This window comes from Micromonospora sp. C28ISP2-4 (genome assembly GCF_030519385.1).
Classification (GTDB): Bacteria; Actinomycetota; Actinomycetes; order Mycobacteriales; family Micromonosporaceae; genus Micromonospora; species Micromonospora tulbaghiae.
On sequence record NZ_JAUMKG010000005.1, the window covers coordinates 302,553 to 325,878 of the forward strand.

General features: G+C 74.2%; 27 protein-coding genes. 10 read left to right on the top strand and 17 right to left on the bottom strand.

All coding sequences use genetic code 11. The features are described from left to right. Nucleotides 1-13: 13 nt before the first annotated feature. From Q3W68_RS20280 to Q3W68_RS20290, 3 genes are read right to left on the bottom strand one after another with little or no spacing between them, the layout of a single operon-like run. Nucleotides 14-511 carry a YcxB family protein gene (locus Q3W68_RS20280; protein ID WP_302906942.1) on the bottom strand — a complete coding sequence of 166 codons (498 nt, stop codon included), beginning with the start codon at nucleotides 509-511 and terminating at the stop codon, nucleotides 14-16. Nucleotides 512-568: 57 nt separating this feature from the next. Continuing rightward, the gene (locus Q3W68_RS20285) at nucleotides 569-1,312 is read right to left on the bottom strand and encodes a cyclopropane-fatty-acyl-phospholipid synthase family protein (protein ID WP_302906943.1); all 744 of its coding nucleotides are present in this window, start codon (nucleotides 1,310-1,312) and stop codon (nucleotides 569-571) included. 53 nt (nucleotides 1,313-1,365) lie between these two features. Continuing rightward, the gene (locus Q3W68_RS20290; protein WP_302906944.1) at nucleotides 1,366-2,142 is read right to left on the bottom strand and encodes a hypothetical protein; all 777 of its coding nucleotides are present in this window, start codon (nucleotides 2,140-2,142) and stop codon (nucleotides 1,366-1,368) included. Nucleotides 2,143-2,255: 113 nt separating this feature from the next. Here Q3W68_RS20290 and Q3W68_RS20295 point away from each other — a divergent pair, with 113 nt between their 5' ends. After that, nucleotides 2,256-2,720, top strand: a complete 465-nt coding sequence (locus Q3W68_RS20295) for a MarR family winged helix-turn-helix transcriptional regulator (RefSeq protein WP_302906945.1) — start codon at nucleotides 2,256-2,258, stop codon at nucleotides 2,718-2,720. A gap of 67 nt (nucleotides 2,721-2,787) precedes the next feature. Further along, nucleotides 2,788-3,663: an alpha/beta fold hydrolase gene (locus Q3W68_RS20300; RefSeq protein WP_302906946.1), complete on the top strand. Its 876-nt coding sequence runs from the start codon at nucleotides 2,788-2,790 to the stop codon at nucleotides 3,661-3,663. Nucleotides 3,664-3,705: 42 nt separating this feature from the next. Here Q3W68_RS20300 and Q3W68_RS20305 read toward each other — a convergent pair whose 3' ends face one another. Next, a complete protein-coding gene (locus Q3W68_RS20305; RefSeq protein WP_302906947.1) occupies nucleotides 3,706-4,311 on the bottom strand; it encodes a YdeI family protein in 606 nt (201 codons plus the stop codon). A 10-nt stretch (nucleotides 4,312-4,321) separates the two neighbouring features. Continuing rightward, complete coding sequence (locus tag Q3W68_RS20310; protein ID WP_302906948.1) at nucleotides 4,322-4,705, bottom strand: helix-turn-helix domain-containing protein; 384 nt, start codon at nucleotides 4,703-4,705, stop codon at nucleotides 4,322-4,324. A gap of 61 nt (nucleotides 4,706-4,766) precedes the next feature. Here Q3W68_RS20310 and Q3W68_RS20315 point away from each other — a divergent pair, with 61 nt between their 5' ends. Beyond that, complete coding sequence (locus tag Q3W68_RS20315) at nucleotides 4,767-5,420, top strand: NAD(P)-dependent oxidoreductase (protein ID WP_302906949.1); 654 nt, start codon at nucleotides 4,767-4,769, stop codon at nucleotides 5,418-5,420. Here the strand turns inward: Q3W68_RS20315 and Q3W68_RS20320 are convergent. After that, on the bottom strand, nucleotides 5,417-6,073 hold the full coding sequence (locus tag Q3W68_RS20320) for an HAD family hydrolase (protein WP_302906950.1): 657 nt from the start codon (nucleotides 6,071-6,073) through the stop codon (nucleotides 5,417-5,419). The genes Q3W68_RS20315 and Q3W68_RS20320 overlap by 4 nt on opposite strands. Before the next feature lie 62 nt (nucleotides 6,074-6,135). On the opposite strand from Q3W68_RS20320, the gene Q3W68_RS20325 reads away from it, so the two are divergent. From Q3W68_RS20325 to Q3W68_RS20335, 3 genes are all read left to right on the top strand, one after another. Continuing rightward, nucleotides 6,136-6,717 carry a carboxymuconolactone decarboxylase family protein gene (locus Q3W68_RS20325; RefSeq protein WP_302906951.1) on the top strand — a complete coding sequence of 194 codons (582 nt, stop codon included), beginning with the start codon at nucleotides 6,136-6,138 and terminating at the stop codon, nucleotides 6,715-6,717. 89 nt (nucleotides 6,718-6,806) lie between these two features. Continuing rightward, nucleotides 6,807-7,781 (top strand): DUF1152 domain-containing protein, encoded by a 975-nt coding sequence (locus tag Q3W68_RS20330; protein WP_302906952.1) that lies wholly within the window; start codon nucleotides 6,807-6,809, stop codon nucleotides 7,779-7,781. Between the two features lie 39 nt (nucleotides 7,782-7,820). After that, nucleotides 7,821-8,465: an alpha/beta fold hydrolase gene (locus Q3W68_RS20335; protein WP_302906953.1), complete on the top strand. Its 645-nt coding sequence runs from the start codon at nucleotides 7,821-7,823 to the stop codon at nucleotides 8,463-8,465. 17 nt (nucleotides 8,466-8,482) lie between these two features. Here the strand turns inward: Q3W68_RS20335 and Q3W68_RS20340 are convergent, their stop codons facing one another. Further along, nucleotides 8,483-9,721: an MFS transporter gene (locus Q3W68_RS20340; protein ID WP_302906954.1), complete on the bottom strand. Its 1,239-nt coding sequence runs from the start codon at nucleotides 9,719-9,721 to the stop codon at nucleotides 8,483-8,485. A 114-nt stretch (nucleotides 9,722-9,835) separates the two neighbouring features. On the opposite strand from Q3W68_RS20340, the gene Q3W68_RS20345 reads away from it, so the two are divergent. Next, nucleotides 9,836-10,762 carry a LysR family transcriptional regulator gene (locus tag Q3W68_RS20345; RefSeq protein WP_302906955.1) on the top strand — a complete coding sequence of 309 codons (927 nt, stop codon included), beginning with the start codon at nucleotides 9,836-9,838 and terminating at the stop codon, nucleotides 10,760-10,762. Here the strand turns inward: Q3W68_RS20345 and Q3W68_RS20350 are convergent, their stop codons facing one another. After that, a complete protein-coding gene (locus Q3W68_RS20350; RefSeq protein WP_302906956.1) occupies nucleotides 10,763-11,530 on the bottom strand; it encodes a trans-aconitate 2-methyltransferase in 768 nt (255 codons plus the stop codon). A gap of 42 nt (nucleotides 11,531-11,572) precedes the next feature. Between Q3W68_RS20350 and Q3W68_RS20355 the strand changes: the two genes are divergently transcribed. After that, nucleotides 11,573-12,220 (top strand): class I SAM-dependent methyltransferase, encoded by a 648-nt coding sequence (locus Q3W68_RS20355; protein WP_302906957.1) that lies wholly within the window; start codon nucleotides 11,573-11,575, stop codon nucleotides 12,218-12,220. 128 nt (nucleotides 12,221-12,348) lie between these two features. Here Q3W68_RS20355 and Q3W68_RS20360 read toward each other — a convergent pair whose 3' ends face one another. Then, entirely contained in the window at nucleotides 12,349-12,891 is a 543-nt protein-coding gene (locus Q3W68_RS20360) for an AAA family ATPase (protein ID WP_302906958.1), read from the bottom strand. A 37-nt stretch (nucleotides 12,892-12,928) separates the two neighbouring features. Here Q3W68_RS20360 and Q3W68_RS20365 point away from each other — a divergent pair, with 37 nt between their 5' ends. Further along, nucleotides 12,929-13,693 carry a class I SAM-dependent methyltransferase gene (locus Q3W68_RS20365; protein WP_302906959.1) on the top strand — a complete coding sequence of 255 codons (765 nt, stop codon included), beginning with the start codon at nucleotides 12,929-12,931 and terminating at the stop codon, nucleotides 13,691-13,693. 4 nt (nucleotides 13,694-13,697) lie between these two features. On the opposite strand, the gene Q3W68_RS20370 is transcribed toward Q3W68_RS20365, so the two are convergent. From Q3W68_RS20370 to Q3W68_RS20405, 8 genes are all read right to left on the bottom strand, one after another. Next, complete coding sequence (locus Q3W68_RS20370) at nucleotides 13,698-14,789, bottom strand: winged helix DNA-binding domain-containing protein (RefSeq protein ID WP_302906960.1); 1,092 nt, start codon at nucleotides 14,787-14,789, stop codon at nucleotides 13,698-13,700. Between the two features lie 154 nt (nucleotides 14,790-14,943). After that, complete coding sequence (locus Q3W68_RS20375) at nucleotides 14,944-16,623, bottom strand: long-chain-fatty-acid--CoA ligase (protein WP_302906961.1); 1,680 nt, start codon at nucleotides 16,621-16,623, stop codon at nucleotides 14,944-14,946. Nucleotides 16,624-16,724: 101 nt separating this feature from the next. Beyond that, the gene (locus Q3W68_RS20380; protein WP_302906962.1) at nucleotides 16,725-16,904 is read right to left on the bottom strand and encodes a hypothetical protein; all 180 of its coding nucleotides are present in this window, start codon (nucleotides 16,902-16,904) and stop codon (nucleotides 16,725-16,727) included. Nucleotides 16,905-16,976: 72 nt separating this feature from the next. Then, on the bottom strand, nucleotides 16,977-18,260 hold the full coding sequence (locus Q3W68_RS20385; protein ID WP_302906963.1) for a class I SAM-dependent methyltransferase: 1,284 nt from the start codon (nucleotides 18,258-18,260) through the stop codon (nucleotides 16,977-16,979). Continuing rightward, on the bottom strand, nucleotides 18,199-19,095 hold the full coding sequence (locus tag Q3W68_RS20390; protein WP_302906964.1) for a sulfite exporter TauE/SafE family protein: 897 nt from the start codon (nucleotides 19,093-19,095) through the stop codon (nucleotides 18,199-18,201). The genes Q3W68_RS20385 and Q3W68_RS20390 overlap by 62 nt, the downstream gene beginning before the upstream one ends. After that, nucleotides 19,092-19,676: a rhodanese-like domain-containing protein gene (locus Q3W68_RS20395; RefSeq protein WP_302906965.1), complete on the bottom strand. Its 585-nt coding sequence runs from the start codon at nucleotides 19,674-19,676 to the stop codon at nucleotides 19,092-19,094. Before Q3W68_RS20395 ends, Q3W68_RS20390 begins: the two co-directional genes overlap by 4 nt. A gap of 83 nt (nucleotides 19,677-19,759) precedes the next feature. Next, nucleotides 19,760-21,160 (bottom strand): MBL fold metallo-hydrolase, encoded by a 1,401-nt coding sequence (locus tag Q3W68_RS20400; protein ID WP_302906966.1) that lies wholly within the window; start codon nucleotides 21,158-21,160, stop codon nucleotides 19,760-19,762. A 138-nt stretch (nucleotides 21,161-21,298) separates the two neighbouring features. After that, nucleotides 21,299-21,568, bottom strand: a complete 270-nt coding sequence (locus Q3W68_RS20405) for a metal-sensitive transcriptional regulator (protein WP_120570221.1) — start codon at nucleotides 21,566-21,568, stop codon at nucleotides 21,299-21,301. 262 nt (nucleotides 21,569-21,830) lie between these two features. On the opposite strand from Q3W68_RS20405, the gene eccB reads away from it, so the two are divergent. Further along, nucleotides 21,831-23,240, top strand: a complete 1,410-nt coding sequence (eccB, locus tag Q3W68_RS20410; protein ID WP_302906967.1) for a type VII secretion protein EccB — start codon at nucleotides 21,831-21,833, stop codon at nucleotides 23,238-23,240. Nucleotides 23,241-23,326: the final 86 nt, after the last annotated feature.

The following is a 23,326-nucleotide window of genomic DNA, read 5'->3' on the forward strand; positions in this document are numbered from 1 at the left end:
AATCAATACGTGGTCAACGGTCGCCGAGCAGCTGTCGTCCGGCCATGAAGGCGCGCAGCGTCGCGGCGTCCTCGGCGGACATCAGCCAGCGGGGGATCACGGTGGCCGGCATCCGTCCGACGTACACGATCCAGAAATCAGGGGTCTCGGTGACCCGCGTGACGCCGTCCCAGGCGATGCCGCCGGACTCCGAGCCGCTGCGCATCATGATGTTGCGGTCGTCGATGTCGTAGCCGCCCTCGACCGCGTAGCCGCCGGAGCGGCGCCGGGCCCGCCACCGCACCCACGGCGCGTACAGCATCGACAGCACGCCGGCCACGATGAACGCGCTCCACAGCGACGCGAAGCGGTCACCCCGCTCCGACGCCTGCGAGGCGACCCACCCGATCACGCCGATCGCGGCGAGGGCCGCGCCGATGTAGCCGAACCGGCGCAGCCGGGCGGCGGCGAGCGCGGCGGCCACGCGGGCCGGATAGGCAGGGTCGGCCGGTACGGCGAAACGGATCTGCACGCCCGAACGATAGTGCCCCGCCCGCCTGTCCCGGACTTGACCCGCGTGGCGCACCGGTCAGACCCGGCGCAGCACCAGCGTCACGAACCCCAGCACGCCGCGGTATCCCCGCAGCCACTGGTCGCGGTGCTCACGGGCGGCGGCCAGCGCGCCGGCGGCATCCGGGTGACCCGGGTTGTCCAGCGCCCACTCGGTCAGCGAACCGGTCCACGACCACTCGTAGTCGTCCCACTCGGCGGCGTCGCTGACGTGCGCGTACACCGGGGTCCAGCCGGCCTGCTCGGCGGCCGCGACCAGGCCGGCGAGGTCGGTGTGGTCGTCGGGCTTCGCGCCCAGCGCGGCCAGCGCCTCCGGCGTCGGCGGCACCTGCCAGAAGCCGTCGCCCACCATCAGGATGCCGTCGGCGTTCACGTGCCGGCCGGCCAGTTCCAGCGTGCCGTCGAACCCGCCGAACGCGTGCGTCGACCCGACGCAGAGCACCAGGTCGTAGTCGCCGTCCGGCACGTACGACCGGGCGTCGCGCTCGTGCAGCGTGAGCCGGTCGGCGAGGCCGCGCACGGCGGCGGCCTCGGTGGCGCGTTCGAGCGCGTGCGGGTTGAGGTCCACGCCGTCGGCGTGTCCGTCCGGGTCATGCGCGAGGGCCTGCAACGCCCACGCCGCCTCACCGCAGCCCAGGTCGAGAATCCGGGCGGCCGGACGGCGGCCGGCCCGGCGCAGCAGCCGGTTGACGTTGACGCCGGAGAGCGGGGCCGCGATCGGGTGGTGCGAGTGCGCGATGCTGCTGAGCCGTTGACGGTCCATCGCCGCAGTCAACACGAGGACGCCCGGCCCGCGCACCCCGGTTGCCACGACGGTCAGAACCGGCAGACGATCGTCGCGTCGTCGGTGGCGACGCCGTCGCGTGCCTCGGCCTCGCGCACCCGGCGGACGACCTCGGCGGGACCGTCGGTCTCCAGCAGACGCAGCAGCCCGGGCCAGCCGGTCAGGCCGAACGTGTCGACGAGACGGCTCGCACCGTTGCTGAGCAGCGCGGCCGTGCGCACGTCGTCGGCCGGGCACTCGCCGGTGACGGCCTCGTCCACCACCCGGGGGTCGTCCTTGGCGACCCAGAACCCACCAGGGCTGTTCCGGTGGCCACGCAGCTCCATCAGCAGCCGCCGGTACTCGTCGCCGCCCTCGGGCACGTGCTTCAGCCGCTCCTCGAAGGACCGGGCGATCACCACCTCACGCGGATCGTGGGCGACGACGGGCTCACCCGCCGCGCGGCCGACGACCGCGACCGCGTCGCCGAGGACCAGGTGCTCGACGGCCCCGCCGGAGAACCGGAGCATCGCCACGGCCGCGAACGGGCTGATCGGGTGGGTGACGTCGCAGGTGTCGCGGTGCGCGTCGGTGACCCGCACGATGCCCTCGGCCAGCACGTCGCGCAGGCTGCGATCCTCGGACAGCGCGCCGAGCAGCGCGCCGCCGAGCCGGGTCGCGTACCAGGCGATGCCGTGGTGGCAGACCTCGCCCGCGCCGGCGATGCCACCGGCGCCGTCGACCAGGACCATGCCGCAGGGGACGGCGCCGGCGAAATCCTCATTGGTACGGCCGGGATGCCCCGCGTCGGTCGCCATCGCTACCCGCATGCGCCCCATCATGCCCCCGTCGGCGGCCATGCGGTGCCCCGCGAGGCTTGATCTCAAGCGCGGTTGAGGTCCTAGCGTCGTGCTCACCCGACCACTGCCGGAGGTAGACCACCATGACGACGCCGCACCTGTCCGACGCCGAACTCGCGAGCCAGCCGGCCGCCTACTGGACGGGCGTCGCGTACGAGTCGCTGATCGCCTTCACCCGAGCCCAGCAGGCCGTGCACGGCTTCACCCAGCCCCAGTTCTGGCTCCTGCGCAACCTGTCCCCGAATGACCTCCTGCCCGGCGGCGGCGGGCTGACCGTCACCGAGCTGCGCCAGGCGATGGCCTCGTACCTGCGGGCCGAGGACGACCTGGACGCCGAGGCGGAGGTGCTGCTGGGACGCGGCTGGCTCAGCCGTGACGCGGACGGCCGGCTGCGGATCACCGAGGCGGGGGAGGCCGCCCGGGTCCGCCTCAAGCAGCACGCGCCGGCGATCCGGGGCCGGATCCACGAGGGCGTCGACGACGCGGACTACGTCACCACGCTCAAGGTGCTCCGGCAGATGATCCGCAACACCGGCGGTGCCGTCTAGCGCACCGGCACCGGTCCGGCTGCCGGAATCGGCCGTACCGGCGATCCCTGGCCGCCAGGATGAGGTGATGCGCGCCAGTCAGAAGATCCGCCACCGGCACGCCGACGTCGACGGCCTGGAGGTGTTCCTCCGCGAGGCCGGACGCCCCGGCGACCCGGCGGTGCTGCTGCTGCACGGCTTCCCCAGCTCGTCGCACACGTTCCGCGAGGTCATGCCCGCGCTCGCCGAGGTCGCGTACGTGCTCGCCCCCGACCTGCCCGGCTTCGGCATGTCCTCGTCGCCCACAGTCGCCGAGTACGACTACACGTTCGAGAACCTGTCGTGGACGGTCGAGCGCCTCCTCGGCCGGCTCGACGTGGACCGCTTCTTTCTCTACCTGCACGACTTCGGCGCGCCCGTCGGATACCACCTGGCCACCCGCGCCCCGGAACGGATCCGCGGCCTCGTCGTGCAGAGCGGCAACGCGCACGCCGACGGGCTCGGCGCGCAGTGGGACACCGCGCGGGCGTACTGGGCCGACCCGGGCGACGACACCCGCGCCGCGCTGCCCGACTGGCTGACCTTCACCGGCACCCGGGACCAGTACCTCGCCGGGCTGCCCGGGCACGTACGCCGGTTGCAGGCGCCCGAGGCGTGGCACCTGGACTGGGCGCGGATGACCCGGCCCGGCAACGTCGAGGCACAGTTCGCGCTGTTCACCGACTACGCGCACCATGTCGCCCGGTTCGGCGAGATCGCCGCGTACCACAGCGCCCACCAGCCACCGGCGCTCGTGCTGTGGGGCCGGCACGACGCGTACTTCGACGTGGCCGAGGTGCTCGCGTACCACCGGGTGCTCGACCGGATGGACGCGCACATCTACGACGGCGGACACCTGCTGCTGGAGACGCACGCGGCCGAGTGCGCCGCGCTCATGCGCGCGTTCGTCCGGGACAACTCGTGAGCCGGGAAGCCCGCCGACCTGGAGCTGCTGTACGACCTGACGTCACGGAGCGATCGGCGGCTTCGCCTTCTGCGGGTGGATCGTCTCGTGGCGGGCCAGCATGGCGACGAACTCGCCGATCTTGCGCTGCCGGGTCTCCGCGCGCTTGACCGCGTTGAGCCGGTGGATGAGCGAGAACCTGTTGGCGCTGGTGAGGACGTCGAACATGGCCTGGGCGGCGGGTTCGGCAGCGATGGCGGCGAGCAGGTCGGCGGGCACCTCGGCCTCCGACGGCGGCGCGTAGGCCGCCGCCCACCGGCCGTCCGCCTTCGCCGCCTCCACCGCGGCCCGCCCCGCGGGCGTCATCCGCCCCTCCGCCTCCAGCCGGGCCACGTGCGCGACGTTGCGCTGCGACCAGGAGCTGCGTGCCCGGCGCGGGGTGTAGCGGATCCAGGAGCTCTCGTGGTCGCGCTTGCGGGCCTGCCCGTCGATCCAGCCGAAGCAGAGCGCCTCGTCGACGGCCTGCTGCCAGGTCAGCGTGGTGAGCGTGCCGCCCTTGCGGCCCAGCGCGAGCCAGACACCGGGCGACGTGTCGTGGTTGGCGGACAGCCACGCGCGCAGCGCGTCCGCGTCGGGCACGATCAGCTCGTCCAGCTCCTCGCTCGCCATGGGCGGAAGGCTATTCCGGGGGTACGACATCGGCGTGCCGCTCGTGCGACTGGCGGGCCGCCAGCAACTCGCCCAGGTGCTGCTCGCTCCACGCGCGGGCGGCCGCGACGAGCGTCAGCAGGCTGCGGCCCAGCGGCGTCAGCTCGTACTCCACGCGCGGCGGGTTCTCGTCGTAGGCCGTGCGTGTGACCAGCCCGTCGCGTTGCATCGCCCGCAACGTCTCGGCCAGCACCTTCGGCGTGATCGTGCGCAGCGGCACCCGCAGCTCGGTGAACCGGCGCGGCCCGTGCTCCAGGCACAGCACCACCATCGCGGTCCACTTGTCGCCGATCTGCAACGGCATCATCCGCGACGGACAGGCGGGGTGGAACATGTCCGGATCGAGCGGCGTCACCGCCCGAGCGTAACGCCGGTACCGTTGCGGTAACCGGCACCCGGCGCTCTAGCGTCGCGCCATGACCAGCATCGCCGTCTTCGGCGCGGGCGGCCGGGCCGGCCGCGCCGTCACCGCCGAGGCCCACCGCCGTGGCCACCGCGTCACAGCCGTCGTCCGCGACCCCGCCCGCCATCCCGACCTCACCGCGGCGGTACGCGGCGACGTCACCGACCCGGAGGCTGTCGCCTCGATCGCGTACGGGCACGACGCCGCCGTCCACGCGGTCAGCCCGGCCTCCGGGCCGGAGGCGCTCGCCGCCGCCGGCCTCGATCCGGAGTTCTTCGTCCGGGCGGCCGACGCGCTGCTGCACGGACTGGCCCGCTCGGGTGTGCCCCGGCTCGTGGCGATCGGGCTGTTCGCCACGCTCACCGACGCGAACGGGCGGCCCCTCTACGACGACCCGGCCGCCCTGCCCGCCGAGCTGCGGCCGTTCGCGCTCAGCCACGCCGCCGGCCTGGACCGGCTCCGGTCGGCGGACACCGCGGTCGACTGGCTCGTGCTCACCCCGCCCGCCGCGCTCGATGTTCACGCCGTTCGCACCGGCCGGTACCGCCTCGGCGGCGAGCACGCCGCGCAGTCGGCGCACCTGTCGTACGCCGATCTGGCGGTCGCGGTGGTCGACGAGATCGAGTCGCCGCGCCACCACCGCACCCGGCTGTCCGTGTTCGACTAGCCGCCCGCCGCGTTGTGCCGCGCGACCAGGTCCGGCAGCTCGTCCAGCGAGTCGATGCGGAACAGGCACCGGTCGGCCACGGCCGGCATGTCGAGGATGTGGCCCCACGGGCCACGCCGGATCAGGCACGCGGCCATGCCGGCGGCCATCGCCGGTGCGGCGTCGTTGTCCGGCCGGTCACCGACGTACAGGATCGCCGACGCGTCGCCGCCGCCTTCGCGGACGACCCGAGTGAAGAACTCCGGCGCCGGTTTCGCCACGCCCCACGCCGCCGACGTGCCGATCACGTCCACCGGCAGGTCCAGCGTCCGCAACGTCGCCTCGGCGTGTTCCGGCTGGTTGCCGGCCAGCCCGACGCGCAGTCCCTGCACCCGCAGGGCGGCCAGGCAGGCTCGCGCGTCCGGGTAGAGATCCTCCTCGCCGAACGACTCCGGGTCACCGGCCGCGACACGGCGCGCGAGTTCGGCGGTGAGGTCGAAGTCGGGCCGGAAGGCCCGGAACACCTCCTGGTAGTCCAGACCCCGGGCGATCACCGCGCCGAAGACCGCGGAGAACGTGTGCCGGGGTACGCCCAGCCAGTCCGCCCAGGTCGCGAACTCGCGGGTCTCGTCGAGGATCGTCCCGCCCACGTCGAAGAAAACCGCCCGGATCATCAGCGGATCGTACTGTCGTCCATCAGCCAGTGGGGGCCGCCCGGGTGGCGCAGACTGCCCGCATGAACGCCGCCTTCCTTCCCGAACCGCCGCAGAGTCCGGCGGCGAAAGCCGCCTACGACGACGACCTCGCCTCCGACGGCTACGTCAACAACCTCACCCGCGTCTGGTGCTGGCGACCCGACGTGCTCATGTCGTTCCAGAACACCCGCACCGAGCTGTTGTCCGAGTCCACGCTGTCCGCACGGGAGGTGGCGGTGCTGGTCGCCGCGACAGCCGCCGCCCGGGGCGACTCGTACTGCTCGCTGGCCTGGGGCGCGCGGCTGGCCGGGATGAGCGACGAGGCGACCGCGGCCGGGGTGCTGCACGGCGCCGAGGCGGACCTGTCGGAGCGGGAGACGGTGCTCGCGGACTGGTCCCGCCGGGTCGTGACGGACCCGAACGCCACCATCGAGGCCGACACGCAACGCCTGCGCCACGCCGGCCTGAGCGACCGGGAGATCTTCGAGGCGACCGCGCTGATCGCGTTCCGGCTGGCCTTCTCCACCGTGAACGACGCGCTCGGCGCGCGACCGGACGCCCAACTGGCGGAGAAGGCACCGCGGCTCGTCCGGGAGGCGGTCACGTTCGGCCGTCCGGTCTGAGTGAGCGGACCCCGGCCCCCGGCCGCGCCTCGACCGGGGCGTCTCGGCGGGGGGCAGCGGCCCGCCACGCGAGCGGAGATCATCATCCGGTGACAGACACCGCCGCGTACTCGTTGGCCGTTCCGCCGTTGTTCGCCGCCCTGGCCCCGGCACGCGACGTCCTGATCGCCGGCGCCGGTGGCGGCTTCGACGTCTACGCCGGTCTGCCGCTGGCGCTGGCGCTGTGGCAGGCCGGCAAGCGGGTGCACCTGGCCAGCCTCTCCTTCTCGGAGCTGGAACTGCTCGACCGGCAGGTGTGGGTGGACGAGCACGTCGCGGCGATCCGGCCGGACACCCTCAGCCCGGACTGGTACTTCCCGGAGGCGCACCTGGCCCGCTGGCTGGCGGGCCGCGACCTGCCGTCGACCGTGTACGCCTTCCCGCCGCTGGGCGTGCAGCCGCTGCGCGAGGCGTACCGGCACCTGGTCGACCGGCTCGACCTCGACGCGATCGTGCTCGTCGACGGCGGCACCGACATCCTGTTGCGCGGCGACGAGAGCGGCCTGGGCGCCCCGGTGGAGGACAGCACCAGCCTGGCCGCCGTGGCCGGGCTGGACGTGCCGGTCCGGTTGGTGAGCAGCCTCGGCTTCGGCATCGACGCGCACGACGGCGTCAACCACGTCGAGGTGCTGGAGAACCTTGCCGCGCTCGACCGGGAGGGCGGCTACCTCGGCGCGCTGTCCATTCCCGGCTCCAGCCGCGAGGCGGTGCTCTACCGCGAGGCGGTCGCGCAGGCCCAGGCCGCCATGCCGCACCGGCCGAGCATCGTCCAGGGGCAGATCGCCGCCGCCACCGGCGGCGCGTGCGGAGACGTACGGTTCAGCCGGCGCACCGGCCACGGCGACCTGTTCGTCAACCCCCTCATGGCGATCTACTTCTCCGTCGACCTGCCCCGGCTCGCCGCCCGCTGCCTCTACCTCGACCGGATCGAGAACACGATCGGGCGGCGTCAGGTCATCACCCGCATCGAGGCGTTCCGCGACGAGCTGCGGGCCACCCGGGTCCCGCGGGCGTATCCGCACTGACCGCCACGGCATGTCGTACCGGTGTGGCAGGGTCCGGGCATGACGACGTTCGTGCTCATCCACGGCGGCGGGGGCGGCGCGTGGGACTGGCATCTGCTGGTTCCCGAGCTGGCCGCCCGGGGCCACGACGCGGTGGTCCCGGAGCTGCCGATCGGGGACCGTTCGGCAGGGTTCGCCGAGTTCCGCCAGGCGGTGGTCGACGCCGTCGGCGGCCGCGACGACCTCGTGGTGGTCGGGCACTCGTACGGCGCGTTCACCGCACCGCTGGTCGCCGACCGGCTGCCGGTGCGGCTGCTGGTCCTGCTCACCCCGATGATCCCGCGGCCCGGTGAGAGGCCGGGGGACTGGTGGGGCAACACCGGTCACCGCGAGCCGGAAGGGCTCAGCCAGGAGCAGCAGTTCTACAACGGCGTGCCGGCCGAGATCGTCGCCGAGGCGCCGGCGCACGGCCGGCAGCAGGTCAGCGCGGAGTGGGACGAGCCGTGGCCGCTGGCCACCTGGCCGGCCGTGCCGACGAGGGTGCTCATCGGCCGCGACGACCGGTTCTTCCCCGCCGACTTCCAACGCCGGGTGGCCGCCGACCGGCTCGGCGTGGTTCCGGACGTGATCGACGGCGGCCACGCGGTGGCGCTCAGTCGTCCCGGCCCGCTCGCCGACCGGCTGACCGCCTACCTGTCGGCCTGACCGTCCGGCCGCCGGGTTCAGGAGACCGCAGCGGCCGGGCGTGCGGGCTCCGGGTCGCGTGTGTGCCGGCGCGTCGGCAGTAGCAGCGGCGTGGCGAGCAGCAGCACCCCGGACACGGTGATCGCGGCGAGCGGGCCGACGACGGTGGCGAGGACGCCCCACACGGTCATCAACGCGGCCTGGGTGAGCCGGCCGGTGACGCTCCACGCGGTCAGGACCGGCGCGGTGTGCCCCTGCGGGGTCCGGCGCAGGCGCTCGGTCGCGTAGATCGGGTTGAACACGCCCATGCACGTGATGAGCACCGACTCGACGGCGATCACTGTCAGCAGGCCGGTGGTCCCCGGGTGGGTGAACGCGAGACCGAGCGGAACGATCGACCGCAGCCAGCCGGACACCGTCATCACCCGCTGCCGCCCGTACCGCCGCACGAGGCGCGGGCTCAGGCGTGCGCCGAGCACGCCGCCGAGCGCGGAGACGCCGAAGACCAGCCCGTACTGCCAGGCGGCCACCCGGTACTCACCCAGCAGGAGCACCGCCAGCAACGGCGCGGTCGCCATGATCAGGCCGCCGACCAGCACCGAGTTGAGGAACAGCCGCCACAGCACCGGGTCGCGGCGCACGAACCGCCAGCCCGCGCCCAGGCCGGCGGCCCACGAGCCGCCCGCCGGGACGCGGGGCGCCGCCGTGTCGCCGGCCCGGATCCGCCGTACCGCGAGCGCCGACAGCAGGTGGCTCACGGCGTCGGCGGTGATGGTGACGACCGGGCCGAGCAGCCCGACGAGCGCGCCCCCGAGCGGCGGCCCGGCCGCCGTCGCGGCCCAGCTCGTCGCCTCGAACCGCCCGTTCGCCGCCAGCAGCCCGTCATCGCGGACCAGGCTCTTCAGGTACGCCCCGGACGCGGCGGTGAACGTGATGCCGGCCGTCCCGCAGACCACCGCGACGACGAGCAACTGGCCGTAGGACAACACCCCGAGCGCGTACGCGGCCGGCACGCTCACCAGCGCCGCGAACCGGACCAGATCCGTCGCGACCATCACCGGCAGCTTGGGCCGGTACGCCACCCACGGGCCCAGCGGGACCGCCAGCACCGCCGCCACAGCGAGCCCGGCCGCCTCCAGGAGCGACACCGCGAACGCCGACGAATCCAGCACCCGCACCGCGATCAGCGGAAACGCGCCGAACGCCAGCCAGGTGCCGTACGTGCTCACCGCGTAGGCCGACCACAGCCACTCGAAATCCGATCCCCGTCTCCGCACGCCCCGCCCCCGTCACCGATGCCCCGCGCATCAGACCGGCCACGCGGGTGCCTCAGCAAACAACCGCCGCCCGGCGCGCCACAACCATCGGGTGGGCCCGCCTACTGTGGGCAGGTGGACAGCGAGGCGGTGCGGTCGTTCGTGCGGGCGGCCGAACTCGGGCAGTTCCGGCACGCCGCCGACGAGCTGGGCGTCACCCAGCAGGCCGTGTCGAAGCGGATCGCCGCGCTGGAGCGGGAGCTGGGAGTGCGCCTGTTCACCCGTACACCCCGGGGGGTCGAGCTGACGGGCGACGGCCGGGCGTTCCTCCCGCACGCCCGGGGCGTCGTCGCGGGCGCGGACCGCGCGGTCGCCGCGGTCCGGCCCGGCGCGCGGGCGCCGCGCATCGACGTGCTCGGCCTGCGCAGCGCGCAGGCCGTCCTGCTGCACGACTACTGGCGCTCGCACCCGGGCGTCGACCTGGACGTGGTGACGCTGCGGGTCGACGACCCCCGGCAGGTCGCCACCGCGGTCCGGGCCGGCGACGTGGACGCCGCGTTCCGCACCGTCACCCACCCGGCCGCGCTGCCGCCCGAGGTACGGATGGTCCGCGCCTTCGACTCGCCGCTGCAACTGCTCGCCGGGCCCCGACATCCGCTCGCGTCCGCGCACACGCTCACGCCGTCGCAGCTGCGCGGACACCGGCTCCGGGTGCCGGGCATCGTGCGGGGCAGCGAGTGGGGCGAGTTCTACGAGCAGCTCGCCGACGCCTTCGACCTGTGGGTGGACGCGACCGGGCCGAACTTCGGCACCGAGGTGCTCCTGGACACGCTCGCGGACTCGGCGGACGTGGCGACGCTCGTCGGCGCCCGGGACCGCTACCTCTGGCCCGCCGGCCACGATCTGCGCCGCATCCCGATCGCGGGTCCGGTGCTCGCGTACCCGATCAACCTCATGCTGCCCCGGACCGGCCCGCACCCGGGGCTTCGGCCGGTGATCCGCCACTTCGCGGGCCTGCCCGCGCTGACCGGGCCGGTCTGGCGACCCTCGTGGGCCGCGTGATCAGGGCTGTGACGTCCGCCGCGCCAGGTGGACCGTGACGTCGGCGGTGACCTCGACCGTGCCGGGCAGGACGTCCCGGATGCGGTGGAACACCTGCTCGCGTACGCGCGGCGGCAGTTCGAGATAGGCCGAGACGGTCGACAGCAGACCGACGTAGTCGTCGGCGCTCATCGTGATCCGGCGCTCGATATCCGACTGGCGCACGTCGGCGAACCATTCGGACGTGCGAAGCTCGGTGCCGGGCCACTGCATTCCGGCCGCCGGCGACGTGCCGTCCGGCGACGGGATCTCGTCGTCGGCCAGGAACTCGGCGCGGGCCGTGGCAGCCGCGTCGCGCAGCGCCGGGTCGGCCAGCCGCAGCGGGCCGCCGAACGAGGCGAACACGCCACCGGGCGTGAGCAGCCCGGCGATTCGCTCCCACCGGCGGTCCGGGTCGGTCCAGTGCAGCGCCGCCGCGGCGTACACCAGGTCGTGGCGCTCGTCGGCGCGCAACTGCTCGAACGCGGCCTGCCGGACCCGGACGTCCGCGGGCACGTGCCGGCGCAGCTCGGCGAGCATCGCGGCGTCCGGGTCGGTGGCGGTGACCGCGATGCCGCGCCGGGCGAACAGCCGGGTCGCCTTGCCGGTTCCGGCGCCGATCTCCAGGGCGGTCCGGACCGGCCTGCCCGCGTACGCCAGCACCAGGTCGGCCAGTTCCTCGGGATAACCGGGCCGGAACCGCTCGTACGCCTGCGCGGCAGCTCCGAAGCTCAACGCACGACCCGGCATGCCGAGCATCCTCCCACGATCGGTCACTCGTTCGCGGCTATCGTGCGCGGCGTGAGCGAAACCGGCTGGCTGGACGACACCCGCACCTCCTATGACACAGTGGCGTCCAGTTACGCCGACCTGCTGCGCGACGCCCTGGCGAACGAGCCGTTCCAGCGCGGGATCCTCGCGCTCTTCGCCGAGCTGATCCGGGCGCGAGAGAGCGGGCCGGTGGCGGACGTCGGCTGCGGACCGGGCCGGATCACCCGGCATCTCCACGATCTGGGCTTGAACGCGTTCGGCATCGACCTGTCACCGGCGATGATCGACGTGGCGCGGCGCGACCACCCTGGCCTCCGTTTCGAGGTGGGCTCGATGACCCGTCTCGACCTCACCGACGAGTGCCTGACCGGGTTGCTCGCCTGGTTCTCCCTGATCCACGTACCGGACGACGAGGTGCCCGCCGTCCTCGCCGGATTCCACCGTGTGCTGCGGCCCGGCGGCGTCGTGCTGCTCGGGTTCCACGCCGGTGACGGCAGCCGGCTCAAGACACAGGGGTACGGCGGGCACCCGATGCGTGTCCACGTGCACCGCCGTCCACCGGGGCGGGTAGCGGCCTGGCTGACCGACGTCGGTTTCACCGTCGAGGCCGAGATGACGCATCACCCCGCGCCGGACGTCGAGGGCGGGTTCGTCTTCGCTCACCGGTGACGTCAGCGGGCGAGGCGTCCGGTCCGACGCCGCGAGCCGGTCGAGTACGCGCCGTCCGTTCCCGGGGCGCGTCCCGGAACGCGGCCGATCGGTCGTCGATCAGCCGATCGGTGAACGTCAGGGCTCGGTCACTCCGGCTGTCCATCCCCGTGCCCGGAAGCCCGAGAGCAGACTTCGGCGCGCACGGCGTCGGCCACCTGCTCGGGCGGGGCGGAGGCGTCGATCAGACGGGCGTCGGTCACCGACGCGAACGTGGCCAGTGCCCGGTCAACGTGGTCGTGCCGCCAGCCGCGTGCGCAGGCCTCGACCTGGTCGGCGTCGATCCGGGCCCGCAACCGGTCCTCGGGGAGCGTGAGCACCACCTCGCGGACGTCGGCGCCCGCGGCGCGGATGCCGCCGAGGATCTCCGCGCGGTACGCCGGGTCGAGCAGGCTCATCGGCACGATCCAGACGCCCGGGTGGTGCCGGTCCAGCCCGGTGACCGTCTGCACGACGAGATGGCGCCACAGTGGCAGGTCCTGGAAGTCCCCGGTGGGGGAGGTGACGAACGCGGTGAGCATCGAGCCGAGGAACTCCGGGTCGAACAGCCGCGCGTCCGGCAGAGCGCTCGTGAGCAGCCGCGCGGTGGTCGTCTTGCCGACACCGAACGCACCGTTGATCCAGACAATCATGACGGTGATCGTGCCAGTGGGCGGCTAGCCTGGCGCGGTGGGATTCGACGTCGGCGCGGACGCGTACGGCCGTTTCATGGGCCGCTACGCCGAGGCGCTGGCGGTGCGCCTCGCCGACGCGGCGGGCGTCGTGCCGGGTCTGCGGGCGCTCGATGTCGGCTGCGGCACCGGAGCACTGACGGCGGAGCTGGCCGCCCGGCTGGGACCCGCCGCGGTGTCGGCTGTGGACCCGTCGGCGCCGTTCGTCGCGGCGGCCCGGGAACGGCTGCCCCAGGTCGACATCCGGCGGGCGTCGGCGGAGCTGCTGCCGTTCCCCGACGGCGGCTTCGACGTCACCCTCGCCCAGCTCGTCGTGCACTTCATGACGGACCCGGTCGCCGGCCTGCGGGAGATGGCCCGCGTGACCCGTCCCGGCGGCGTGGTGGCGGCCTGTGTGTGGGACCACGCCGGTCGGCGTGGGCCGCTGACCGTGTTCTGGCAGGCGGTCCGGTCGCTCGACCCGGACGCGCACGACGAGTCGGGGCTCGCCGGGGCGCGGGAGGGCGACCTCGCCGACCTGTTCGCCGCCGCCGGCCTGCGGGACGTGCGGTCGTCCATGCTCACCGTCGAGGTGAGCTTCGCGAGCTTCGACCAGTGGTGGGAGCCGTACACGCTCGGGGTGGGCCCGGCCGGGGACCACGTCCAGCGGCTCGACCCGGCGGGGCGACCGGCGTTGCGCGACAGGTGCGCGTCGCTGCTCGGCGAGGTGTGGCCGGTGGAGGTCAGCGGCTCGGCGTGGACGGCGGTCGGACGGACGCGGTAGGCGGTCAGTCGGCGAAGTCGACACCTGCGAGCGGCACACCCCGGTACGCGGCGAGGCGCTCGGCCTCCGCCACCACCGCCTCGCGGGTGCTGCCGGTGAGCGTGCGCCACGGCTGGACCGCGACGGTGAACGACCGGCCCGACTTGCGGGGCCGCCAGGTGCCGGCCAGCTCACCGTCGGCCAGCACCGCGCCGGGGCGGCCCAGCACCGGCCACAGCTCCTTGACGCGGGCCGCGTCCGGCACCAGCGTCGCCCGGTCCTTTGCCTGGAGGAAGAGGTCGAACGGGCCGAGCAGGCGTGTCGTGGTCGTCTCGGCGGACGCCAGCGCGGCCTCGTCGGCAGCGAGCAGCCAGCGCGTCTCGCCGTCGACGTTCACCTCGACCGCGTCGTGCGGCCAGCGGTCCTTGACCTCCTTGACCGGGGCGTCGAGGTAGCCGGCCACGTGCTTCGGGGTGGCCGGGCCGAGCAGCCGCAGGTAGGCGCGGACGAGGTCGAACCGGTCGCCGGGGGCGTCGGCCGGACGGAATCCGGGGATGCGTTCCAGGATCGGCGGTGACGTGTCGAGCCGCAGCTCCAGGCCGGCGCGCACGGCGGCCAGCCGGAACGGCATCTCGTAGAGGTGGGTCGCGTCGCACGGCCGGCAGAACCGCAGGTAGGGCTCCGGCATGACCTCGGCCAGACGACCGGAGACCTCGCCCTTGACCGTCGGCTTGCGGACGATCTCCCGCATCCGCGCGGCCACCTCGTCGAGCGCGTCGAGGACGCCGATGCCCGCCGCCTTCAACGGCTTCGCCGCGTCGTAGATGCGCTTGCCCGCGTCGGCGTCGGAGAACGGCTCGACCGCGGCGGCCACCGCCCCCACGTCGGGGCGGCGGTAGAGGTGCGGGGCGCCGCGTACGGTCCAGAGCATGACCAGGTCGTCGCCGGTCAGCGGGGTCACGTCGACACCGCGCGCGGCGAGCGCCCACCGGCCGCCGTCGGGGCCGGTGTCCTGCACGCCGATGTCGAGCACCGCGGTGTCGGCGAGCGAGCCCTGCGCCCGGTCGAGCTGCTGGGCGCGGACGCGGAAGGCCATCACCTGACGTCTGTCGACCATCGCCACAGCGTAGGCGCCGGCACCGACACGTCCGGCGCAGCGGCCCGTTCGCCGCGGTGGGACCAGCCGTCGGTGGAACGCTGCGGGTGTCTCCGGCCTCGTTTGGCACCCATGGCGTTCCACTCGCCGCCCGCCGGCGGGAGAACTGCGCGGGTCAGCGGGCGGCGAGCAGCCGTTCGCGGACCTCGCGGCGCAGGATCTTGCCGATCTGGGAGTAGGGCAGCTCGTCGACGATCACAACCCGGCGGGGCACCTTGTAGCCGGCCAGGTGGGTGCGGCACGAGGTCCGGATCGACTCCGGGCTGGCGGCCACGGCCGGGTCGACCACCACCGCGGCGACGACCTCCTCGCCGTCGTCCGTGGGCATCCCCACGGCGGCGGCCTCGCGTACGCCGGGGACGCGGCGCAGCGCCTCCTCCACCTCGGACGGGTAGACGTTGAAGCCGCCGGTGATGATCAGTTCCTTGATCCGGTCGACCACCGTCACGAAGCCGTCGGCGTCCATGGTGACGATGTCGCCGGTGCGCATCCAGCCGCCCGGCAGCAGCACCTTGGCGGTCTCCTCCGGCCGGTGCCAGTAGCCGGAGAACACCTGCGGGCCGCGGACCAGCAGCTCACCGGCCTCGCCGGGCGCGCGGTCGCGGCTCGGGTCCTCCGGGTCGACGATGCGCACGTCGGTGGAGGGGAACGGCACGCCCACGGTGCCGGGGCGCCGGCTGGGCGCGACCGGGTTGCCGACTGTGATGGGGGACGTCTCGGTCATCCCGTAGCCCTCGACCAGCAGGCCGCCGGTCACCTGTTCCCACAGCTCCACTGTGGCCGGTGGCAGCGACATCGCGCCGGACAGCGCGTACCGGATGGAGGTGAGGTCGACGCCGCGCTCGCGCGCGACGGTGGCCAGCTTCGCGTAGACCGGCGGCACCGCCGGCAGAAACGTCGGCGGGCGGCGGCGGACCGCGTCGAGCACCTGGTCGGCGTCGAAGCGGGGGAACAGCACCAGCGTCGCCCCGATGCTCACGGCGAAGGTGAGGCAGAGCGTCAGCCCGTAGGCGTGGAACAGCGGCAGCACGGCGTACACCGTCTCCGCGCCGTCGCGCAGGCCCGGCACCCAGGCCCGGCCCTGCGCGGCGTTGGCCCGCAGGTTGCGGTGGGTCAGCACCGCGCCCTTGGGCTCGCCGGTGGTCCCGCCGGTGTACTGGAGCAGCGCCACGTCACCGGCCTCCGGCGCGGGATGACCGGCGGGCAGCGGCCCGGCGGCGGCGACCAGGTCCGACCAGGCCAGGGCACCGGGCGCGGGGGCGGTCATCGCGGCCCGGGCGGCGCGGACCTTCGGCAGCGGCACCCGCAGCGCCCACCGCTTGAGCCGCGGCAGCGCCGCGGTCAGGTCGACCGCCACCACGGTACGCACGGCGCCGCGTCCCGCCACCAGCGGCGCGATCTTGTCCCACGCGATCGCGACTGTCGCACCGTGGTCGGTGAGCTGCCGGTCCAGCTCGTCGGCGGTGTAGAGCGGGTTGTGCTCGACGACCACCGCGCCGAGGCGCAGCACGGCGTAGAACGCGACCACGTGCTGCGGGCAGTTCGGCAGCACCAGCGCCACCCGGTCGCCCGGGCCGACGCCGAGCCGGCGCAGCGCCTCGGCGGCGCGGGCCACCTGGTCGGCCAGCTCGGTGAAGGTGGTGGTGGCGCCGTAGAAGTCGAGCGCGACCCGGGGGCCGAACCGCCCGGCCGCCTCGGTGAGCAGGTCCACGAGTGAGCCGTCCGGCTCGGCGATGTCGGCCGGCACCCCGGGTGCGTAGCTGCGGGTCCAGGGTCGCTGGGCGGTCGCGTCCATCGCCGTTACTCCTCGTCGCGCGGATGACGCCACCAGCCTAACTTAACCGCCCGGTAACCTACGCTCACGTAGGTTGCCGGGTGGGTCACACTCTCCGCAGGTCAGCGTCGGCGGGTCGAATGCTGGTGCACCACCTGCCGGCCCTTCACGATCGCGAAGACGATCACCGCGGCGAGCGCGATCACGCCGATGATGACGAGCCAGCGGACCGCCTCCAGCAGCAGCCCGAGCAGGATGAGCACACCGGCGACCACGCCGACCACCCAGAGCAACGCGCGCATGTCCCAGCCTCCCGTCGTACGGTGGGCCGTGCGCTTTCCCGCTGCTCGTGCGGCCATGCGCCGCCGGATGGATCAGTGCCGGGCCACGTACACGGTGTTCGCCGCCTCCCGGCCCTGCAACGGGTTCGGGAACCGGACGACGTGCGCCACCGAGGTCGGGAACACCTCGGTCAGCGTGCGCTGGAACGCCGTGTCGGGTGGGTCGTTCGACCACAGCGCGAAGACGCCCTCCGGGTGCAGCAGCGCGGCCAGCCGGCGCAGCCCGTCGACCGTGTAGAACGCGGCGTGGCTGGGGTGCAGCACCTGGCGGGGGGAGTGGTCCACGTCGAGCAGCACCGCGTGGAAGCGGCGCCCGGGCTCGTCGGGGTCGAGACCGCCGCCGGCGACCGCGGCGAAGAAGTCCGCCCGGACGAACCGGGTACGCGGATCCGTGGCCAGACCGGCGGCGAACGGCAGCAGATCCCGCCGGTGCCAGTCGATCACGTCCTCGATCGCCTCGACCACCACCAGCGACCGCACCCGGGGATCCTCCAGCGCGGTACGCGCGGTGTAGCCGAGACCGAGCCCGCCGACCACCACGTCCAGCGCGTCCCCGGTCAGCGGAGCCAGCCCGAGCCGGGCCAGTTCGATCTCCGCGACCGGGAAGGCGCTGGACATGAGGTACTCGTCGTCGAGCTTCACCTCGTACACCTCGGAGTCCAGTGCCGGGTCACGGCGCCGCCGCAGGCTGATCTCGCCGATCGGCGTCTCCCGCCAAGCCAGTTCCTCGAAACGCGCGCCCACCCGATGTCCTCTCCGCCGATCCGTCCCGGATGCTACCGGCCGGCGGGTCGTCTCGGCCCGCTGCACGCGCAGCCCGGCCAGCCCGTCGACCACCGACTCCGGCGTGAGCAGCACGGCCGGGTCCTGCGGGCCGCCGATGCCGCCGGAGAGGTTGGCCAGGTCGTGGCCGACCACCACGAGCGTGCCGCCGGGGCGCAGTGCCGACTTCGCTGCGGCGAGCACCCCGGCGAACTCGGGCGCGGGCAGGTGCAGGTAGCTGATCAGCACCAGGTCGTAGCTGTTCGGCACCGGCCGGTACGCGGTCACGTCCGCCACCCGCCAGTCGACTGTGACGCCCCGCGCGGCGGCCAGCTCCCGCCCCCGGTCCACCGCCACCGCGGAGAAGTCCACCGCGTTCACCCGCCAGCCCTGACCGGCCAGCCAGACCGCGTTGCGGCCCTCGCCGGCGGCGATGTCAAGCGCTGACCCGGGAGTCAGTCCCGCGACCGACTCGACCACGAAACGGTTGGGCTCAGCGCTCCACACCAGTCCGGGCGTGTCGGCGTACCGGCTGTCCCAGGCGCTGCTGTCCACTGTGTTCCCTCCTTCGGCGGCCCCACACCGCCAAGGTGACCGTACCGGCCACGGCGAGCGCTCCCACGGCGAGTCCCCATACCGGCGGCACCTGCTGCGCGAGCACGAACACGCCCATCACGACGACGAACCAGCCGAACCCCCGGCGCAGCAGGTCGGCCGGGATCCGCCCGGCGAGCCGGCCACCGAGCAGGCTGCCGACGACGGCGGCGGCGGTGACCCCGGCGGCCAGCCCCCAGTGGATCTGCACACTGGACAGGTAGCCGGCCAGACCGGCGAACGACTTCATCGCGATGACCACCAGCGAGGTGCCGACCGCGACCGGCATCGGCAACCCGCCCAGCAGGGCCAGGGCCGGTACGACCAGGAAGCCGCCGCCCGCGCCGACCAGACCGGTGACCAGGCCGACCGCCACACCGTCGACGATCACCCGCAACGCCGGCCGCTCGCACGGTGCCGCGCGGCCCTCGGCGGACCGGCGGCCGCGGAGCATCGCGACGGCGGTGGCGAGCATCATCAGGGCGAACCCGGCGAGCAGGACGCCGGCCGGGACGAACTCGGCCAGCCGGCCGCCCGCGTACGCGCCGGTCATGCCGGCCATGCCGAAGACGAGCCCGGTGCGCCAGCGGACCCGGTTCGCGCGGGCGTGCGGCAGCACGCCGACGGCGCTGGTCACGCCGACGACGAGCAGCGAGGTGGCGATGGCCTCCTTCGCGGGCAGGTCGGCGACGTAGACCAGCAGCGGCACGGCGAGGATCGACCCGCCGCCGCCGAGCAGGCCCAGCGTCACGCCGATCAGCACCGCGCCGGCCAGCGTCAGGGCGAGGGTGGTCACCTGCGGTCCCCGTCGCGCAACTGCCCCACGATGGTGTCCAGGTCGCAGCTCGCGCCGCGGTTGTACGGCAGCTTGCTCAGCAGCATGCCCATCGCGCAGGTGCCGGTGAGCGCGGCGAACGTGAGGCCCGCGCCGATGAACGCGGCGACCCACTTCAGGCCCGGCACGAACACCGATCCGAGTACGGCGGCGAGCACGATCGAGCCGGCGACGAGGCGTACCTGGCGCTCCAGGTCCCAGCGGGCCCGGCCCTGGTTGACCTGCGCGCCGGTGGCCTGCCAGGCCAGCATGCCGCCGTCGAGCACCTTGACGTCGGGCAGGCCGACCGCGCCGAGCGCCTGACCGGCCTGGCTCGCCCGGGCGCCGGAGCGGCAGATCAGCACCACGTCCTCGTCCAGGTGGCCGCGCAGCTCGGCGCGGTGCTCCCGGAGCAGGTCCAGCGGCACGTTGTACGCCCCGGGGATGTGCGCCGCCTGGAACTCACCGGGCGTGCGCACGTCCAGCATCCGGGGCGTACGCCCGGCGGCGATCAGCTCGCGCAGCGTCGCCGCGTCGATGGTGGTGGGGGTGGTCGTGGTCATGCTCTTGTACTCCTTGACTGTTTCCGGGCAGGGTCCGGCGCCGGCCGGCGTGCGGGCACGCCGGCCGGGCGCTCGGGGAGAGGTCAGGCGGTGGGCGCCATGCGTACGCCGGCCGCCTCGGCCCGGCCGTACGAGTCGTCGATCAGCACCACGTCACGGCCGGCGTTGGCGAGCAGGGACGCGGCGGCGGTGGCCCGGTAGCCGGAGCCGCAGTGCACCCAGATCGTCCCGGCGGGGATGTCGGCGAGCCGCTTCGGCACGTCCGGCAGCGGCACGTGCACCGCACCGTCGATGTGCCCGGCCCTCCACTCGTTTGTCAACCGCACGTCGAGCACGACCTGCGGCTCGGGCAGCCCGGCCGGGGTGTTCCCGGCCTGCGCGGCGGCGAGCGCGCCGAAGTCGGCCACCGGCAGCTCACGCAGCTGCGACGGGTCGGCGGTCCACTGCTCGGGCTCGCCGGTGGCCTGGGCGGCCGGGCGGTCGATGCCGATGCGGACCAGTTCCCGCTGGGCGTCGGCGACCTGCTCCGGGGTCTGCGCCAGGAACGTGATCGGCACGCCCCAGTCGATCAGCCAGCCGAGCCACGTCGACATCGGCCCGTCCAGCCCGAGGCTGACGGTGCCGGCGAGGTGCGAGGCCGCGTACGCCTTGCGGTGGCGCAGGTCGACCACCCACTCGCCGGCGGCGATGCGACGGCGCAGCTCGTCGGCGTCGGCGCGGGCGACGGGCGTGAGGTCGACCGGGGCGGGACCGGCGGCGTTGGCGACGCCCATGTGGGCGTAGTACGCGGGGTAGGCGTCCAGCCCGGCCAGCGTCTCGGTGACGAACTGGTCGGCAGCCAGCCGCAGCACCGGGTTGACCTCCTTCTCCCGGCCGATGGTCGACTCGGGCGCGTCGGCCTGGCTGGCCGAGCAGAAGCTGCCGAAGCCGTGCGTGGGCCACACCTGCGCGCCGTCGGGCAGCAGGTCGGCCAGCTTGCGCGCCGAGGCGTGCTGGTGGTGTGCCAGATCGTGGGCGTACTGCTCGCCGAGCAGGTCGGTACGGCCGGTGGTGCCGAACAGCAGCGAGCCGCCGGTGAACACGCCGGCCGGCGTCCAGCCGCCGTCGGTGGCTTCGTCGATCGCGTACGACAGGTGGTGGAACGTGTGGCCGGGGGTGCCGATCACCCGCAGCCGCATGGTGTCCGACACCGGCACGGTGTCGCCGTCGGACACCGGGGTCCGGTCGAAGTCGACGGTGTCGGCGGCGGCCACCAGGTACCGCGCGCCGGTGATCCGGGCCAGTTCCAGGCCGCCGGAGACGTAGTCGTTGTGGATGTGCGTCTCGACCACGTGGGTGATCCGTACGCCCTCGGCGCCGGCCCGGTAGAGGATGCGGTCGATGTCACGCTGCGGGTCGACCACGATCGCCACCCGGCCGTCGGAGGCGAGGTAGCTGCGGTCGCCGAGCGAGGAGGTCGCGATGACGGACACGTCGAGGGTCATGCCGTTTCCTCTCATTGCCTATATACCCCGGGGGGTATATGCGGGACAGTCTACGGCCTGGGGTCTCCAGGCAGGTGTTACCCACCCGCGTCGCGGTCACGCGACCCGGGTGGAATTCAGCCGGTCAGGCGGGCGCCGTCAGGCCAGCGACAGGAAGAGCTTCTCCAGCTCCTCCTCGGTCATCTCCGGCTCCTCGCCCGCCTGCCGGGCGGCGTCGCAGTAGCGCATGCCGGAGGCGATGATCTTGAACCCGGCCCGGTCGATGGCCTTGGAGACCGCGGCGAGCTGGGTCAGCGCGGCGCGGCAGTCCTCGCCGTTCTCCATCATCTCGATGACGGCGTTGAGTTGCCCGCGGGCCCGCTTGAGTCGGGTCAGCGCGTCGCCGGTCATCTCAGGTCGAAGCTTCACGTCGCACCTCCTGCCGCCAAACATACCCCAGGGGGTACCCAGCCCGCCACCATCCCCGCCTCGCCTCACCCCCGCCTCGCTTCGCCCTCGCCTCGCCGATCTTGCACTTGCGGCCCGCGTTCTGCCCGTTGAGCCCCTTTTGCCGGGGCGGAAAGTGCAAGATCAACGGGGTGGGAGCCGGGGGAGGGGACACGGAGGGTCTTCGGGGGAGTGACGGAGCGTCTATCCTGTGCGCCGGCGAATCCCGGCGGAAGGGACACGAATGGCGTCGCGGCAGGACCAGCTCCACTCGTACCAGTTCACCGTCCAGCGGGCGGTCGCCGCGCTCGTCATGCGGGAGACGGACCCGCCGCAGTCGCCGTTCCGCCGGCTGGCCGGGGCGGGCCTGGCGAGCGTCCTGGTCGCGGCGATCGCGCTCGGCGGCGTCGCGCTCTACGGCCTGTTCACCGGCGGCGGCGACTCGTGGCGGGAGACCGGCGCGGTGATCGTGGAGAAGGAGTCGGGGGCGCGGTTCGTCTACCGGGACGACCGGCTGCACCCGGTGCTCAACTACGCCTCCGCGCTGCTGATCATCGGGGCGGAGCGGCCGAAGACGGTGCTGGTCAGCCGCCGCGCCATCGACGGGGTGCCGCGCGGCCTGCCGCTCGGCATCGCCGACGCGCCCGACTCGCTGCCCGCGTCGAACCGGCTCGTCCGCGACGCCTGGACGCTCTGCTCGGTCGCGGGCGACGAGGCCGGGCGCGCGGAGACCGGACGCCCGGCGGCGGGGCGCGGCGAGGCCCGCTCGGTGCTGCTGATCGGGCGGGAGGCCACCGGCGGCCGGGCGCTCGGCGACCAGGGCCTGCTCGCCCGGCACCCGGACGGTGGCCTGCACCTGCTCTGGCACGACCGGCGCTATCTGCTGCGCGACACCGACCGGGTGCTCGCCGCGCTCGCCGCCACCCGGGAACGGGCGGTGCCGGTGGCGGCGGCGCTGCTGAACACGCTCCCGGCCGGCGCCGACCTGGCGCCGCCGCCGGTGGACGACCTCGGCGAGCCGTCCGAGCGGGTCACCGGCGCGAGCGTGGGCGACGTCTACCTGGTGCGCAACTCCGGTGGCGGACGGCAGTACGCGGTGGCCCAGCGGGGCGGGCTGGCGGCGATCACCGAGTTGCAGGCCGCGTTGCTGCTGGCCCGCACCGGCCAGCGGGACCCGGAACCGATCACGCTCGGCCGGTTCGCCGCGCTGCCGAAGCTGCCCGGCCTGGTGCCCGGCGGGCCGACCGCGCCGCCCGCCGTACCGCCCCGGCTGGCCGCCGCCGAGGGTGCGCTCTGCGCGCGGGCCGGCGACGACACCGGCGTACGCGAGCTCCGCCTCGGCGTCACCGCGCCGGACCCGGCCGCCGCCGCGCGCACGCCGGGCGGCCGGACCGGGCTCGCCGACGAGGTCGTGGTCGAGCCGGGACGCGGCGCGCTGGTGGAGGCGGTGCCCGCGCCGGGCGCGACCGGCGGCGCGATCTGCGTGATCACGGACCTGGGCCGGCGGTACGCACTGACCGGCGCCGACGTGCCGGGCATGCTCGGGTACGCGGGCGTCCGCCCGGCGCGGCTTCCGGCGGGCCTGGTGGACCTGCTGCCGGCCGGCAGCCCGCTCGACCCGGAGGCCGCCCGCACGGTCGCCGTCCCCGCCTGAGCGCCGGGCGTCCGGCCCGGACGCACAGGCGCGGGCCGGAGCCGAGCCGGGCCGGAGCCGAGCCGGGCCGGAGCCGAGCCGGGCCG

Bases quoted from the DNA above. Each gene is read 5' to 3' on its own strand.
- Q3W68_RS20285 (WP_302906943.1), bottom strand. From the start codon at position 1,312: ATGGACCGTCAACGGCTCAGCAGCATCGCGCACTCGCACCACCCGATC.
- Q3W68_RS20290 (WP_302906944.1), bottom strand. From the start codon at position 2,142: ATGCGGGTAGCGATGGCGACCGACGCGGGGCATCCCGGCCGTACCAAT.
- Q3W68_RS20295 (WP_302906945.1), top strand. From the start codon at position 2,256: ATGACGACGCCGCACCTGTCCGACGCCGAACTCGCGAGCCAGCCGGCC.
- Q3W68_RS20300 (WP_302906946.1), top strand. From the start codon at position 2,788: ATGCGCGCCAGTCAGAAGATCCGCCACCGGCACGCCGACGTCGACGGC.
- Q3W68_RS20305 (WP_302906947.1), bottom strand. From the start codon at position 4,311: ATGGCGAGCGAGGAGCTGGACGAGCTGATCGTGCCCGACGCGGACGCG.
- Q3W68_RS20315 (WP_302906949.1), top strand. From the start codon at position 4,767: ATGACCAGCATCGCCGTCTTCGGCGCGGGCGGCCGGGCCGGCCGCGCC.
- Q3W68_RS20320 (WP_302906950.1), bottom strand. From the start codon at position 6,073: ATGATCCGGGCGGTTTTCTTCGACGTGGGCGGGACGATCCTCGACGAG.
- Q3W68_RS20325 (WP_302906951.1), top strand. From the start codon at position 6,136: ATGAACGCCGCCTTCCTTCCCGAACCGCCGCAGAGTCCGGCGGCGAAA.
- Q3W68_RS20335 (WP_302906953.1), top strand. From the start codon at position 7,821: ATGACGACGTTCGTGCTCATCCACGGCGGCGGGGGCGGCGCGTGGGAC.
- Q3W68_RS20350 (WP_302906956.1), bottom strand. From the start codon at position 11,530: ATGCCGGGTCGTGCGTTGAGCTTCGGAGCTGCCGCGCAGGCGTACGAG.
- Q3W68_RS20360 (WP_302906958.1), bottom strand. From the start codon at position 12,891: ATGATTGTCTGGATCAACGGTGCGTTCGGTGTCGGCAAGACGACCACC.
- Q3W68_RS20370 (WP_302906960.1), bottom strand. From the start codon at position 14,789: ATGGTCGACAGACGTCAGGTGATGGCCTTCCGCGTCCGCGCCCAGCAG.
- Q3W68_RS20375 (WP_302906961.1), bottom strand. From the start codon at position 16,623: ATGGACGCGACCGCCCAGCGACCCTGGACCCGCAGCTACGCACCCGGG.
- Q3W68_RS20380 (WP_302906962.1), bottom strand. From the start codon at position 16,904: ATGCGCGCGTTGCTCTGGGTGGTCGGCGTGGTCGCCGGTGTGCTCATC.
- Q3W68_RS20395 (WP_302906965.1), bottom strand. From the start codon at position 19,676: ATGACCACGACCACCCCCACCACCATCGACGCGGCGACGCTGCGCGAG.
- Q3W68_RS20400 (WP_302906966.1), bottom strand. From the start codon at position 21,160: ATGACCCTCGACGTGTCCGTCATCGCGACCTCCTCGCTCGGCGACCGC.
- eccB (WP_302906967.1), top strand. From the start codon at position 21,831: ATGGCGTCGCGGCAGGACCAGCTCCACTCGTACCAGTTCACCGTCCAG.